We start from the raw sequence: 15,483 nt of genomic DNA on the forward strand, positions 1-15,483 counted from the left end.
CTTTAACGATTCAACACTTAGTCTTTATATTCTGCTTGTGCCAGGCTGTATTTGCGAATAGCAAAATGTTCCATGTGCCCCCAATCATTTAAAAGGATAATCTCGATGTCCAATAAAGGCGAACAGCCGCTAGTGCTCTGGTACAACCAGCTTGGCATGCATGATGTTGATCGGGTGGGAGGTAAAAATGCCTCTCTGGGTGAAATGATTACCAATTTGTCGTCGCTGGGTGTGGCTGTACCCAATGGTTATGCGACTACATCTTATGCTTTTAATCAGTTTCTCGATCAAAGCGGGCTGAACCAGCGTATCTATGATCTGCTGGACAAGACTGATATTGATGACGTTGATGAGTTGGCGAAAGCGGGCAAGCAAATCCGCCAATGGGTGGTTGATACGCCGTTCCAGCCTGAACTGGAAACAGCCATTCATGATGCCTACCAACAATTATCTGCCGATGATGCCGAAGCCTCGTTTGCCGTGCGTTCTTCGGCGACCGCTGAAGACATGCCCGATGCCTCCTTTGCCGGGCAACAGGAAACGTTCCTGAATGTACAGGGCATTGATGCGGTAATGGTGGCGGTGAAGCACGTCTATGCGTCGTTATTTAACGATCGCGCCATCTCTTATCGTGTGCATCAGGGCTATGACCATCGCGGCGTCGCGCTGTCGGCAGGGATCCAGCGGATGGTGCGTTCCGATCTCGCCTCGTCTGGCGTGATGTTTACCATTGATACCGAATCCGGCTTTGATCAGGTGGTGTTTATCACTGCCGCCTTTGGTTTAGGTGAAATGGTGGTACAAGGGGCGGTGAACCCGGATGAATTCTACGTGCACAAACCGACGCTGGCGGCGAATCGTCCGGCTATCGTCCGTCGCAACATGGGTTCTAAAAAGGTGCGGATGGTGTACGCCGACTCCCATGAACACGGCAAGCAGGTTCGTGTTGAAGATGTGGCTGAAGACGAACGTGATCGCTTCTGTCTGAGCGATGATGAAGTGCAGGCGCTGGCGCGCCAGGCAATACTCATCGAGCAGCACTACAAACGCCCAATGGATATCGAGTGGGCGAAAGATGGTCACACTGGCAAACTGTTTATTGTCCAGGCGCGCCCGGAAACAGTACGTTCCAGTGGTCAGGTGATGGAACGTTACAATCTGCATGGAAAAGGCAACATTGTCGTGGAAGGCCGTGCGATTGGTCACCGTATTGGTGCCGGTGAAGTGAAGGTGATTCAGGATATCAGCCAGATGAATCGGATCGAAAAGGGGGACGTGTTGGTTACCGACATGACCGACCCTGACTGGGAACCGATCATGAAAAAAGCGTCAGCGATTGTCACTAACCGCGGTGGACGTACCTGCCATGCGGCGATTATCGCTCGTGAATTGGGTATTCCGGCGGTAGTGGGATGCGGCGATGCGACTGAACGTCTGAAAGATGGCCGCAAGGTCACGGTGTCCTGCGCTGAGGGTGACACCGGCTATGTTTATGACGACCTGCTGGATTTTGAAGTCACCAGTTCTCAGGTGGACAGCTTGCCGGACCTGCCGCTGAAAATCATGATGAACGTCGGTAACCCGGATCGTGCTTTCGATTTTGCCTGCCTGCCGAATGAAGGTGTGGGCCTGGCGCGTCTGGAATTCATCATTAACCGTATGATCGGTGTGCACCCGAAAGCGTTGCTGGAATTTGACCAGCAGACGCCAGAGCTGCAACAGGAAATTCGTCAGATGATGAAAGGCTTTGACGATCCCGTTGAGTTCTATATCGCGCGACTCACCGAAGGGATCGCCACCCTGGGTGCCGCGTTTGCTCCGAAACGTGTGATCGTGCGCCTGTCGGATTTCAAATCGAATGAGTATGCCAACCTTGTAGGTGGTGAACGTTACGAACCGGAAGAAGAAAACCCGATGCTGGGCTTCCGCGGTGCGGGTCGCTATGTGGCTGACAGTTTCCGCGACTGCTTCGCGCTGGAGTGTGCGGCGGTGAAACGTGTGCGCAATGAAATGGGGCTGACTAACGTGGAAATCATGATCCCGTTTGTTCGGACCGTGGCGCAGGCGGAAGCGGTGATTGAGGAACTGGCGAAACAGGGACTCAAACGCGGTGAGAATGGCCTGAAGGTGATCATGATGTGTGAGATACCGTCGAATGCATTGCTGGCGGAACAGTTCCTGCAACATTTCGATGGATTCTCTATCGGTTCCAATGACATGACGCAACTGGCTCTGGGTCTGGATCGCGATTCCGGCGTAGTTTCCGCGCTGTTTGACGAGCGTAATGATGCGGTGAAAGCGTTGCTGTCGATGGCGATTCAGGCTGCGAAGAAACAGGGCAAGTATGTCGGGATTTGTGGTCAGGGACCGTCTGATCATCAGGATTTTGCTGCCTGGCTGATGGAAGAGGGAATTGACAGCTTGTCGCTGAACCCGGATACCGTCGTAGAAACCTGGCTGAGTCTGGCAGAGCTGAACAAGGCTAAATAACTGTGTAAACCAGAGTCCCGGAAAGTTTCCGGGACTTATCTCTCCCACATCCATCTTCCCGGATAAGTATTTTTCCCATCGTTGTTGTGATAACTCTCCTTATCACCTCCCTGCTTACCGTATTTACGACGCGCCAGTCAGAAGGTCGAAGTCACCCTGGACAAGTAAGGTGTGAGAGGCAATGAGGGGCTCATCGGGCATTTAACCTGTCAATGCGTTGCTCTGAGGCAAAAAATCCCCAAAAAAAAGCCCATCACAGGGGATGGGCAAAGACTACACACAGCAATTCTTCACTTTACTCAGGGGAAAAAGGTTGTTTAAAAATCAGTGGTTTGATCTCAAACATAGGAAACATGTTATTCACAGCCGCTTCTGGCGTCTTTAAGAATCCTCTTATTAGTTTAAAGCTGATAATCTTTTAAACGTGTTTTTAGTGGATTTTGGCCGTCAATCAGTACAGAAAATAATCTTTCCGTTATCAAAACTGACAGGAATGGCGTGAAAATGCGGTTTTTCTTAAAAATCGCTTATGGAAATTTTCGTTAACAAAAGGGAATTGTGTGACGGTGGTTAACTGGCGTTAACCACCGTAAGGCAGGGTCAGGCAGTATGGTCGTCGTGCTCGGTGAGTTCTTCTACCACGGTTTCTGGATCGTCATCCGGTGCCGGAGCCTCATGCATCCATACTGATACCAGGCGATAGGATACCGCCAACACCACCGGTCCGATAAACAGGCCAATCATGCCAAAAGCCACCAGACCACCGATCACGCCGGAGAGGATCAAAATCATCGGCAAATCGGCACCCATGCGGATCAGCATCGGGCGCAGTACGTTGTCGAGTGTCCCGACCACGCAACTCCACACCAGCAGCACGGTGCCCCAGGTAGTATCACCACTCCAATAGAGCCAGATAATCGCCGGAACCAACACAATCAAGGGGCCGAGTTGTACCAGGCAGGAAAGAATCATTACCACGGTAAGCAGGGTGGCATACGGGATACCCGAGATGGCTAAACCGATACCGCCTAATACGCCCTGCACCAGCGCTGTCACCACTACCCCCAGCGCGACGGCGCGGATGGCCTGACCAGCCAGTAATACCGCGGCATCGCCACGGCGTCCACCCATACGGTAAGCAAAATGCCGAATACCCAGCCCGACCTGCTCACCACGCCAGTACAGCAGCACGCTGAATAGCAGCATTAATCCCAGATGCAGCATAAAGCGGCCAAAATGACCCGCCTGGGCGACAAAGAAGCCGGTGGTGCGACCAATATAGGGCTGCAACTTGCTCATAATTGCTGAGCCACCGCCATCAACCAACTTGTGGTAGCTGACAAACAGTTTGTCACCGACCATCGGCACTTCTTTCAGCCAGTCAAGCTGTGGCACCGTCATATGGCCCTGTGTGGCCCAGGCAATAACCGGCGCGCTATTGTCGATCAGGCTATTTACCAGCACGGCGATGGGGATGATAAACAGCAGCAGCAACAGGATGGTCATGGCGATTACCGCCAGCGAGCGGCGTCCCCATAACAGGTGCTGCAACTTAATCATCAGCGGCCAGGTGGCGATTACCACCATACTGGCCCAGGCGAAACCCAGAATAAAAGGTTGAACTACCCAGAGGCAGGCGATGATCATCAGCAGGATGAACATCAGTGAGAACAGCATTTGCGGTAAGTCCAAACCGCCTTGCAGGTTTTTCATAACAGCCTTTTGACCTCAATTGAATCCTTCACAGTGGGGTTTACTGTCCCCAATCAATGATTACCTATTTCAGAAGGATTAAACAGAGAAATGCAGGCCGCTTTTTACGTTTCCTGAAAAAACAGCGAGCGACTGAAAAATGTGATAAAACGAATAATTCATAAGAATCGACTACGCAAACGTTTACAACATCTCGGTCACTCAATAATGATCCCACAGATTTCCCAGGCACCGGGCCTCGTTCAACTGGTGCTGACATTCCTGGCGTCCTTAAAAGAGCAAGGATTTACTGGCGATACCGCCACCAGTTACGCTGATCGTCTCTCACTTTCAACCGATAACAGCATTTATCAATTGCTGCCGGATGCGGCGCTCTTTCCCCGTTCCACCGCGGATGTCGCGCTGATTGCGCGTCTGGCAGGGGAAGAACGTTTTGCCAGCCTGGTGTTTACCCCACGCGGCGGCGGCACGGGCACCAACGGGCAGTCCCTGAATCAGGGGATTGTGGTTGATATGTCGCGCTACATGAACCGCATCCTCGAAATCAACACCGAGCAACGCTGGGTTCGCGTCGAAGCCGGGGTAGTGAAAGATCAGTTAAACGCCTGGCTGAAACCCTACGGTTTCTTTTTCTCCCCTGAGTTATCGACCAGTAACCGCGCCACCCTGGGCGGGATGATCAACACCGATGCTTCCGGGCAAGGGTCGCTGGTGTATGGCAAAACCTCCGACCATGTTCTGGGTCTGCGCGCGGTGCTGCTGGGCGGCGATATTCTTGATACCCGCGCGATGCCGACCGATTTAGCGGAGAAACTGGCGCAAACGCCAACCAAAGAAGGGCGTATTTATCAGCAGGTGATGACGCGTTGTCGTGAACAACGTGCGTTGATTCTGGAAAAATTCCCGAAACTGAACCGTTTTCTCACCGGTTATGATTTACGCCATGTGTTCAGTGACGATCTGCACACCTTTGATCTGACGCGCCTGCTGTGCGGTGCCGAGGGCACTCTGGCGTTTATCAGCGAAGCGCGACTCGATATCACGCCGATCCCGAAAGTGCGCCGGCTGGTAAATATCAAATATGACTCCTTCGACTCTGCACTGCGCAACGCCCCCTTTATGGTCGAAGCAAAAGCGTTATCGGTGGAAACCGTCGACTCAAAAGTATTGAATCTGGCGCGTGAAGATATCGTCTGGCATTCGGTTAAAGAGTTGATTACCGATGTGCCGGATAAAGAGATGCTGGGACTGAACATCGTCGAGTTCGCCGGAGATGACGGTGAACTGATTGAGCAGCAGGTATCGACCTTGTGCGCGCGTCTGGATGAACTGATGACGCAGCAGCAGGGGGGAGTGATCGGTTATCAGCTGTGTAACGACTTAGGCGGCATCGAGCGCATCTATAATATGCGCAAGAAAGCGGTAGGTCTGCTCGGAAATGCCAAAGGGCGCGCCAAGCCAATTCCGTTTGTTGAGGATACCGCTGTGCCGCCGGAGCATCTGGCGGATTATATCGTCGATTTCCGCGCTCTGCTTGATAGCCACGGCCTGAGCTATGGCATGTTTGGTCATGTCGACGCCGGTGTGCTGCACGTCCGTCCGGCGCTGGATATGTGCGATCCGCAGCAAGAGATGCTGATGAAGCAGATCTCCGATGAAGTGGTGGCCTTGACCGCACGTTATGGCGGCCTGCTGTGGGGCGAGCATGGCAAAGGTTTCCGCGCGCAATACAGTCCGGCGTTTTTCGGTGAAACCCTGTTTAACGAATTGCGTCGCATCAAAGCGGCGTTTGACCCCGATAACCGCATGAACCCCGGCAAAATCTGTACGCCGCTGGGTAGCAACGAACCGATGATGCAGGTCGATGCGGTGAAGCGCGGTACGTATGATCGCCAGATCCCGCTCACAGTGCGCAATGACTGGCGCGGCGCGATGGAGTGCAATGGTAACGGTCTGTGCTTCAACTTTGATACGCGCAGCCCGATGTGCCCATCGATGAAAATCACCCGTAACCGTATCCACTCACCGAAAGGCCGTGCCACGCTGACGCGTGAATGGTTGCGCCTGCTGTCCGAGCAGGGGGTGGATCCGGTGCTGCTGGAGAAATCCCTGCCAGAGCAACGCGCCAGCCTGCGTACCTTGATTCAGCGTACCCGTAACTCATGGCATGCGAAGCAAGGCGAGTATGATTTCTCTCATGAAGTAAAAGAAGCGATGGCGGGCTGCCTCGCCTGTAAAGCCTGTTCGACCCAGTGTCCGATTAAAATTGACGTACCGAACTTCCGCTCTCGCTTCCTACAACTGTATCACACGCGTTATCTGCGCCCGATGAGCGATCATCTGGTTGCCACGGTTGAAAGCTACGCGCCGCTGATGGCGAAAGCGCCAAAGGTATTTAACTTTTTCCTGAAACAGCCGTGGATGCGCGAGCTCAGCAAAAGCCATATCGGCATGGTCGATTTGCCGTTGCTCTCCTCACCGAGTCTGAAGCAGCAGCTGAGTGGCCATCCGGCGATGAACCTGACGCTGGAGCAACTGGAAGCGCTCGACAGCAACGCGCGCAAGGATTGTGTGCTGGTGGTACAGGATCCGTTTACCAGCTATTACGAAGCCCAACTGGTGACTGACTTTGTCAAACTGATTGAGAAACTCGGTTACCGCCCGGTGCTGCTGCCATTTTCACCGAACGGCAAGGCGCAACATGTCAAAGGCTTCCTGCAACGTTTTGCCCGCACGGCAGAAAAAACTGCGGACTTCCTCAATCGTGTGGCGCAGTTAGGCATGCCGATGGTTGGTGTCGATCCGGCTACCGTGTTGTGCTACCGGGATGAGTACAACCAGGTACTGGGCGAGAAGCGCGGTGATTTTAATGTGTTGTTGGTCCATGAATGGTTGCAGACTGCGGTGGCGGAACGTGCCGTGCAAAACACCGGGGGCGAGGCCTGGTATCTGTTTGCCCATTGCACTGAAGTAACCGCGCTACCCTCAACCCCCAACCAATGGCAGGACATTTTTGCCCGTTTCGGAGCGAAGCTGGAAAACGTTAATGTCGGCTGCTGTGGTATGGCGGGTACCTATGGACACGAAAGCAAAAATCTGGAGAACTCGCTGGGGATTTACGCGTTGTCCTGGCATCCGCAGATGCAAAAACTGCCGCGTCAACGCTGTCTCGCCACCGGTTTCTCGTGCCGTAGTCAGGTGAAACGCGCGGAAGGCAATGGCATGCGTCACCCGCTTCAGGCATTGCTGGAACTATTGTAAACAAATTGTAGAATTCCAGGAGACGTCAGGACGCAGCTGGATTAGAATATCCAGCCTGCGTGACGGACGAAATCACTTTGCAGGCTGGTGGCTTGATCCCACTCGCCGCTCAGCGCCAGTTGATGACACAAGCGAGTCAGCGACAGGCGCGCCAGTTGATAGGCCTGAATACGGAACAAACGGTCGCGATCGGCATTGCCCATCTCCTGCACTAAGCGGTGATGGAGTTTGCCCATTGCGTGTAGATAGCTTTGGTCATCGCCATTCAATTGGCAGATTTCCGCCATATCGAGACAGGTGTCATTAAAACGACGCAGTTGTTCGATTGTACAATCGGTGCGGTTGAGCTTTGCCTGAGCCATATAGAAGTCAACGGTGATATCACGTACCGAAAACTTATATTCATCGATTTTGTGTTGTAACCAGGCTGAGACGGAAAGCGTCATGTCGCCACCTTAATGGGTTAATGATAATCATTATCATATTCAACCACGTCAGGAATGCAATTCCCTAGAGAAATTTTATTGATTTACTTTGCCTGTTACTCAAATCGGCAATAACAATTTCTTCACATTAAGGAAAGGCGTAACCTATCAATCAGCGGAAAATCGTAAAGTGACAAAATGAAATTTTGCGATTTTTTAACAGGTTACAATTGTATCGGCGCGGCAGTTTTCCCCGCCGCAAAGCAGTGTGAAGCGACTATGCTTAACAAAGCAACAGTAAAAAATAGCACGAGATGATTATCCCTGCAAAACAAGAGGTTGAAGTGATATCTGATATCACTACCATAGGGGGATAGCCTGAAAAGGCCCAGACTTACGAGGTAGCACTATGTCATCAGTAAATGCAGCTTCTTTTTCACCCGATGATTTCGTCTGGAAGGGGCTGACGCTGACCGAATCGGCAGCAAAACAGATTCTTAACCTGGTCGCACAGGATCCTGAAGTCAAGGGCCTGCGGGTAGGAGTGAAACAGTCCGGCTGTGCCGGTTTTGGTTATGTCATGGACCTGGTGAAAGAACCTGCCGATGACGACCTGCAGTTCCCATACTTCGGCGCAACCCTGTATGTGCCGCTACAGGCCATGCCGTTTGTCGATGGCACCGAAGTCGACTACGTCCGTGAAGGCCTGAACCAGATCTTTAAATTTAACAACCCTAAAGCTCAGCACGCCTGCGGGTGCGGTGAAAGCTTTGGCGTCGAGTAAGTGAAATATGTCACGACACAGCGAAACATCTGACGATGTACAAATGTGGGAAGGCAAGCTCAACTACAAAGAGGGCTTCTTTACCCAACTGCAAACCGAAGAATTTGCTCATGGCCTCAATGAGGACGTGGTACGGGCAATTTCGGCTAAGCGTAACGAGCCAGAGTGGATGCTGGAGTTTCGTCTAAAAGCCTTTCGTGCCTGGCTGGAAATGGAAGAGCCGCACTGGTTGAAAGCGCATTATGAGAAACTCGACTACCAGGATTACAGCTATTACTCCGCGCCCTCCTGTGGCAACTGCGATGATACCTGTGCTTCTGAGCCAGGTGCGACTCAGGCTTCCGGCAGCGCCCCTGCCAGTGAGTATCTGACGCAGGAAGTGGAAAATGCCTTTAACCAGTTGGGTGTACCGGTACGTGAAGGTAAAGAAGTGGCGGTCGATGCGATTTTCGACTCCGTTTCGGTTGCTACCACCTATCGTGGCAAACTGGCGGAGCAGGGCATCATTTTCTGCTCCTTCGGCGAAGCGATTCAGGAACACCCTGAGCTGGTGAAAAAGTATCTTGGCACCGTGGTTCCGGCCAACGATAACTTTTTTGCAGCGCTGAACTCTGCGGTAGCGTCGGACGGTACTTTCGTCTACATCCCGAAAGGCGTGCGCTGCCCGATGGAGCTGTCGACCTATTTCCGCATCAACGCGGCAAAAACCGGTCAGTTTGAACGTACCATTCTGGTGGCGGATGAAGACAGCTACGTGAGCTACATCGAAGGCTGTTCGGCACCCGTGCGTGATACCTATCAGCTGCATGCGGCGGTGGTGGAAGTGATTATCCACAAGAACGCCGAAGTAAAATATTCCACGGTGCAGAACTGGTTCCCGGGCGGAGAAGGTGAGGGCGGTATCCTCAACTTCGTCACCAAACGCGCCCTGTGTGAAGGCGACCACAGCAAAATGTCGTGGACGCAGTCAGAAACCGGTTCAGCCATCACCTGGAAATACCCGAGCTGCATTCTGCGCGGTGATTACTCCATCGGTGAGTTTTACTCCGTGGCGCTGACCAGTGGTCATCAGCAGGCGGATACCGGCACCAAGATGATCCACATCGGTAAGAACACCAAATCGACCATTATTTCGAAAGGCATCTCGGCCGGTAAGAGCCAGAATACCTATCGCGGTCTGGTGAAAATCATGCCGACCGCCACTAACGCGCGTAACTTTACCCAGTGTGATTCGATGCTGATTGGCCCGGATTGCGGTGCGCATACCTTCCCGTATGTGGAAGCGCGTAACAATACCGCGCAGCTGGAGCATGAAGCCACGACATCGCGTATCGGTGAAGATCAGATGTTCTACTGTCTGCAACGTGGCATCAGTGAAGAAGATGCGATCTCGATGATCGTTAACGGCTTCTGTAAAGATGTTTTCTCCGAGCTGCCACTGGAATTCGCCGTGGAAGCGCAAAAATTGTTAGCAATCAGCCTTGAGCACAGCGTGGGCTGATGGCCCGTTGCCGGAAGCAATGTGAAGGAAAGAGTATGTTAAGCATCAAAGATTTACAGGTTAGTGTTGAAGACAAAGAAATTTTGCGCGGCCTGAACCTCGAAGTGAAGCCGGGTGAAGTGCACGCCATTATGGGACCGAACGGTTCCGGTAAAAGTACCCTGTCTGCAACCCTGGCTGGCCGTGAAGATTATGAAATCACCGGCGGTTCCGTAACTTTCAAAGGCAAAGATCTGCTGGAGCTGGAGCCGGAAGAGCGTGCGGGCGAAGGCATCTTTATGGCGTTCCAGTATCCGGTTGAAATTCCGGGCGTCAGCAACCAATTTTTCCTCCAGACCTCTGTGAACGCGGTGCGTAAATACCGTGAGCAGGAAGAACTGGATCGTTTTGATTTCCAAGACTTTATCGAAGATAAAATCCATCTGCTGAAGATGCCGGAAGATTTGCTGACCCGTTCAGTTAACGTGGGCTTCTCCGGTGGTGAGAAAAAGCGTAACGATATTCTGCAAATGGCGGCACTGGAGCCGGATCTGTGCATTCTCGATGAAACCGACTCCGGTCTGGATATCGATGCATTGAAAATTGTGGCAAACGGCGTCAACAGCCTGCGTGACGGCAAGCGTTCATTCATTATCGTCACCCACTACCAGCGCATCCTCGACTACATCAAGCCTGATCATGTGCACGTTCTGTATCAGGGCAAAATTGTGAAGTCTGGTGACTTTACGCTGGTGAAACAGCTGGAGGAGCAAGGCTATGGCTGGCTTACCGACGAAGAGTGATAACGCGCTGCAACAGTGGCATCACCTGTTTGAGTCGCGCGGTGACGTGCGTTCTTTGCAGGCACAGCAGCACTGGCAGCAACTGATGCGTCTCGGCTTGCCGACGCGCAAGCATGAAAACTGGAAATACACCCCGCTGGAAGGTCTGCTGGGGCAGCAGTTTGTGCTGCCGCAACCGCAGGAAGTGACGGCGGAGCAGGTGGAAGCCCTGGCGCTGCCGATCGAAGCGGTACGTCTGGTGTATGTGGATGGTCGTTTCCAGGCTTCGCTCAGCAGCCGTGACACTGGCCTGTTTGAGATCCAGCATTCGCAGGCCACTGAACGTCGTCCGTTGCCGGCCCCGATTCAGCCGGAAGTGTTCCTGCACCTGACGGAAAGCCTGGCAGAAGAAGCGACCAGCATCCGTCTGGCGCGTGGTAAAGCGGCGGCATTGCCGTTGTATTTGCTGCACATTACCAGCGGCCAGGATGCGGGTATGAATACCGTACATCACCGCCACCATCTGCAACTGGAAGCCAGCGCAGAGGCGGAAGTGATTGAGCATTACGTCACCCTGAATGATGTCGCCCATTTCACCGGCGCACGTTTCACCTTTGACGTGGCTGAGAATGCCAAACTGTCGCATATCAAACTGTCGTTTGAGAGCGATAAGAGCTACCACTTCGCGCATAACGACGTGGTGATCGGCCGTGATGCGCAGGTCAGTACTACCAGCTTCCTGCTGGGTGCCGGGTTGTCACGTCACAACACCAGCGCACAGTTGAACGGTGAGAACACCAACCTTGCTATGAATAGCCTGGCGTTGCCGATTAACCAGGAAGTGTGCGATACGCGCAGCTACCTGGAACACAACAAAGGCTACTGCATGAGCCGTCAGATGCACAAAACCATCGTGCGTGACAAAGGCCGTGCGGTGTTCAATGGCATGATTAAAGTGGCTCAGCATGCGCTGAAAACTGACGGACAGATGACCAACAACAACTTGTTGATGGGGCGTCTGGCGGAAGTGGACACCAAGCCGCAACTGGAAATCTATGCTGATGACGTCAAGTGCAGCCACGGTGCTACCGTAGGCCGTATTGATGATGAGCAGATGTTCTACCTGCGTTCGCGTGGTATTGAAGAGTCTGCGGCTCAGCGTATGATTATCCATGCCTTTGCCGCTGAGTTGACTGAAAAGTTAGAGAATACGGTTCTACGTCAGGCGGTGTTGCAGCGCATTGCTGCGCGCATCCCGGGAGTTGAGTCATGAGTTTCGATCTCGAACGAATCAGAGCGGAATTTCCGATTCTGAAACGCGAGGTCAACGGTCATCCGCTGGCTTATCTGGATAGTGCGGCCAGCGCACAGCGTCCGCTGGCCGTCATTAATGCGGAAAGTCATTTCTACCAGCACGGCTATGCGGCCGTGCACCGCGGCATTCACTCGCTGAGTGCCCAGGCCACTACCGATATGGAAAACGTGCGCACTCAGGCCGCGCGTTTTCTTAATGCCTCCTCCCCGGAAGAGATTGTTTTCGTCAAAGGCACCACTGAGGGGATCAACCTGGTGGCTAACAGCTGGGGTGGCAGTCAGCTGCAACCGGGCGACAACATCATCATTACCGAGATGGAGCATCACGCCAACATCGTGCCCTGGCAGATGGTTGCTGCGCGTACCGGTGCGGAAATCCGTGTGCTGCCCCTCAATGAGCAAGGTGAGCTGGCGCTGGAACAACTGGCAGGGCTGATCGACAGCCGTACCCGTTTGCTGGCGGTGACCCACGTTTCTAACGTATTGGGCACGGTCAACCCGGTCAAAGCCATTGTTGCCCAGGCGAAAGCGGCGGGTGTGGTGACGTTGGTGGATGGTGCTCAGGCGGTGATGCATCATGCGGTTGACGTGCAGGATATCGGTTGCGATTTCTACGTCTTCTCAGGGCATAAGATCTACGGTCCGACCGGGATTGGCGTGCTGTATGGCCGCAAAGCGCTGCTCGATATCATGCCTCCGTGGGAAGGTGGCGGTTCAATGATCGATCAGGTGCTGTTGCCCACCGGCACCACCTGGAATACCGCGCCCTGGCGTTTTGAGGCGGGGACTCCCAATACGGGTGGGATCATTGGTCTGGGTGCAGCCCTGAAATGGATCACCGATCTCGGGCTGGACACCATTCAGCAGCGTGAGTCGATGCTGATGCGTTATGCGCTGGATAAGCTGGCCTCGGTGCCGGATCTGACCATTTATGGTCCGGTCGAACGCAGCGGCGTGGTGGCGTTTAATCTTGGTAAGCACCATGCATTTGATGTGGGAAGCTTCCTTGACCAGTACGGCATCGCCATCCGCACTGGCCACCATTGCGCAATGCCGCTGATGCGTCATTATGCGGTACCCGCCATGTGCCGTGCCTCTTTTGCGCTGTATAACAGCGAAGAAGAAGCCGACCGTCTGGCGGCAGGTCTGACGCGAATTCATCGTCTGCTGGGCGGTTGAGCAGATTCAGGAGTATCAAATGGCAAATTTGCCAGATAAAGAGAGACTGGTGCGCAACTTCAACCGTTGCGCTAACTGGGAAGAGAAGTACCTCTACATCATTGAACTCGGGGCAAAATTACCAGAATCGTCCGAAAGCTTATATCAGCCGGAAAACGTGATTTCCGGGTGTCAAAGCCAGGTGTGGATCACCATGACTCCACAAACGGATGGTACTATTGCTTTTGAGGGCGACAGCGATGCCGCCATTGTTAAGGGCTTGATCGCCGTGGTATTTAGCCTGTATCAGGGGCTGAAAGCGGCAGAAATCCTGGACCTTGATGTGCGCTACTGGTTTGAACAATTAGCGCTCACCCAACACCTTACCCCCTCACGTTCGCAGGGGCTGGAAGCGATGATTCGCGCTATCCGTCATAACGCTCAGACCCTCAGCTAAGATACACTCTCCAGACCCCGGCCAACCTGACCGGGGTCTGTTTCTTCCGACAAAGAGAAAATTGCATGAGACCAGCTTTACGTTTGGCCGGTGCATTGCTGTTGTCCTGCTGGGGACTCTCTGCACCTGCGCTTGCCACGGAATACCCTCTGCCCGAGGCGGGCAGCCGTTTAATTGGTGAAAATACCCTGACTGTGGTGCCGGATGATAAGCGGCCACTGGAAAGCATTGCCAGCCACTACAAGATTGGTTTGCTGGGGATGCTGGAAGCAAACCCTGGCGTTGATCCCTGGTTGCCGAAAGCCGGGACTCAGCTCACTGTCCCTTTGCAGATGCTGTTGCCAGACACGCCCCATGAAGGGATTGTGATAAACCTGGCTGAGTTACGTCTTTATTACTATCCCAAAGGGGAAGACCGGGTCATTGTCTATCCGATTGGCATTGGTCAGCTCGGCGCAGCGACGCCGGTAATGGTAACCAGCATCAGCCAAAAGATCCCCAATCCGACCTGGACACCCACACCCAATATCCGCAAACGCTACGCCAAAGAAGGCATCACCTTGCCGGGCGTGGTCCCTGCCGGCCCTGATAACCCTATGGGGCTGTTTGCCATGCGTCTGGCACGCGGTACCGGGCAATATCTGATTCACGGTACCAATGCGGATTTCGGCATTGGTATGCGCGTTAGCTCCGGCTGTATCCGCTTACGTCCGGAAGATATTGAAGCGTTGTTCGCCAGCGTGCCGAAGGGGACGCGTGTGCAGGTGATCAATCAGCCGGTGAAATATGCCATCGAACCGGATGGTAAGCGCTATATCGAAGTGCATCAGCCGCTCTCTCGCACCGATAAAGACGATCCGCAGACTATGCCGATTGCCTTAACTGCGCCGATGAAGACCTTCATCAATAGCCCGCAAAGTGATACTGCGTTGATTAAGGCTGCGCTGGAACGACGTTCAGGGATGCCGGTGCTGGTAAGCAGTGGTGAACCGGTGACGCAGGATACGACGATGCCGCAGGTGGTGCAGTCTCAGCAGGGGAATGAAGCGGGGCGTGCGACCATTAGTGAGGCCAGCGGAACGACAGTGACCAAACCCTGACGGTGAATTCAGTACAAAAAAAATGGCGCCATAATGGCGCCATTTTTAGTACCAGAACTCTTACTTACGGTAAGAGTGAGCCTGGTTGTCCAGACGCTGGTTAGCACGAGCTGCGTCATCTTTAGCAGCCTGAACGTCAGAACGGATTGCGTTCACGTCGTTGCTCAGCTGGTCAACTTTAGCGTTCAGAGTCTGAACGTCTGAAGACAGCTGGTCGATTTTAGCGTTGCTTGAGCAACCAGCCAGCAGAGTTGAACCCAGGATTACCGCGCCCAGTACCAGTTTAGTACGATTCATTATTAATACCCTCTAGATTGAGTTAATCTCCATGTAGCGTTACAAGTATTACACAAAGCTTTTTGAGTTGAGAATAAATTTTTGCTGAGAACACGCTTAAACTTGATCGTTCGCTCAAAGAAGCATCGTTTAGCAGAAGATGATAAAAATATTTAGCTAAAACAGAGATATTTAATCGGATTAGCCTTAATTTTCCGGGTTTTTGAATAGTTATTATCGATT

Annotated in this window: 12 protein-coding genes and 1 other RNA gene; 9 read left to right on the forward strand and 4 right to left on the reverse strand. The window is 53.0% G+C overall.

All coding sequences use genetic code 11. The features are described from left to right. The first annotated feature begins 105 nt into the window (after positions 1-105). Positions 106-2,490 (forward strand): phosphoenolpyruvate synthase, encoded by a 2,385-nt coding sequence (gene ppsA, locus AC6I8N_RS09210; protein ID WP_497830555.1) that lies wholly within the window; start codon positions 106-108, stop codon positions 2,488-2,490. Positions 2,491-2,728: 238 nt separating this feature from the next. Here the strand turns inward: ppsA and rprA are convergent. Continuing rightward, positions 2,729-2,836, reverse strand: an RNA gene (rprA, locus tag AC6I8N_RS09215) — antisense sRNA RprA. A gap of 254 nt (positions 2,837-3,090) precedes the next feature. Then, on the reverse strand, positions 3,091-4,203 hold the full coding sequence (gene ydiK, locus AC6I8N_RS09220; RefSeq protein ID WP_021185261.1) for an AI-2E family transporter YdiK: 1,113 nt from the start codon (positions 4,201-4,203) through the stop codon (positions 3,091-3,093). Between the two features lie 207 nt (positions 4,204-4,410). Here ydiK and ydiJ point away from each other — a divergent pair, with 207 nt between their 5' ends. Continuing rightward, a complete protein-coding gene (gene ydiJ / locus AC6I8N_RS09225; protein WP_497830556.1) occupies positions 4,411-7,464 on the forward strand; it encodes a D-2-hydroxyglutarate dehydrogenase YdiJ in 3,054 nt (1,017 codons plus the stop codon). Between the two features lie 41 nt (positions 7,465-7,505). Here ydiJ and AC6I8N_RS09230 read toward each other — a convergent pair whose 3' ends face one another. Continuing rightward, positions 7,506-7,910, reverse strand: coding sequence for a hypothetical protein (locus tag AC6I8N_RS09230; protein WP_013508839.1), 405 nt, complete (start codon positions 7,908-7,910; stop codon positions 7,506-7,508). 388 nt (positions 7,911-8,298) lie between these two features. Here AC6I8N_RS09230 and sufA point away from each other — a divergent pair, with 388 nt between their 5' ends. The 7 genes from sufA to AC6I8N_RS09265 all read left to right on the forward strand — a co-directional run bounded on the left by sufA (position 8,299) and on the right by AC6I8N_RS09265 (position 14,964). After that, positions 8,299-8,673, forward strand: a complete 375-nt coding sequence (gene sufA / locus AC6I8N_RS09235; RefSeq protein WP_497830557.1) for a Fe-S cluster assembly scaffold SufA — start codon at positions 8,299-8,301, stop codon at positions 8,671-8,673. A gap of 7 nt (positions 8,674-8,680) precedes the next feature. Continuing rightward, positions 8,681-10,174, forward strand: coding sequence for a Fe-S cluster assembly protein SufB (gene sufB / locus AC6I8N_RS09240; RefSeq protein ID WP_013508841.1), 1,494 nt, complete (start codon positions 8,681-8,683; stop codon positions 10,172-10,174). 35 nt (positions 10,175-10,209) lie between these two features. Then, on the forward strand, positions 10,210-10,956 hold the full coding sequence (sufC, locus tag AC6I8N_RS09245) for a Fe-S cluster assembly ATPase SufC (protein WP_021185257.1): 747 nt from the start codon (positions 10,210-10,212) through the stop codon (positions 10,954-10,956). Continuing rightward, positions 10,931-12,208 carry a Fe-S cluster assembly protein SufD gene (gene sufD / locus AC6I8N_RS09250; RefSeq protein ID WP_497830558.1) on the forward strand — a complete coding sequence of 426 codons (1,278 nt, stop codon included), beginning with the start codon at positions 10,931-10,933 and terminating at the stop codon, positions 12,206-12,208. The genes sufC and sufD overlap by 26 nt, the downstream gene beginning before the upstream one ends. Then, the gene (gene sufS, locus AC6I8N_RS09255) at positions 12,205-13,428 is read left to right on the forward strand and encodes a cysteine desulfurase SufS (RefSeq protein WP_021185255.1); all 1,224 of its coding nucleotides are present in this window, start codon (positions 12,205-12,207) and stop codon (positions 13,426-13,428) included. Before sufD ends, sufS begins: the two co-directional genes overlap by 4 nt. A gap of 19 nt (positions 13,429-13,447) precedes the next feature. Continuing rightward, positions 13,448-13,864: a cysteine desulfuration protein SufE gene (gene sufE / locus AC6I8N_RS09260; RefSeq protein WP_021185254.1), complete on the forward strand. Its 417-nt coding sequence runs from the start codon at positions 13,448-13,450 to the stop codon at positions 13,862-13,864. A gap of 65 nt (positions 13,865-13,929) precedes the next feature. Next, complete coding sequence (locus AC6I8N_RS09265) at positions 13,930-14,964, forward strand: L,D-transpeptidase family protein (RefSeq protein WP_497830559.1); 1,035 nt, start codon at positions 13,930-13,932, stop codon at positions 14,962-14,964. 60 nt (positions 14,965-15,024) lie between these two features. Here the strand turns inward: AC6I8N_RS09265 and AC6I8N_RS09270 are convergent, their stop codons facing one another. Continuing rightward, a complete protein-coding gene (locus tag AC6I8N_RS09270) occupies positions 15,025-15,261 on the reverse strand; it encodes a major outer membrane lipoprotein (RefSeq protein WP_007374746.1) in 237 nt (78 codons plus the stop codon). Between the last annotated feature and the right edge of the window lie 222 nt (positions 15,262-15,483).

It is taken from the genome of Pantoea sp. X-Soil-TKNS-1279, from assembly GCF_059730565.1.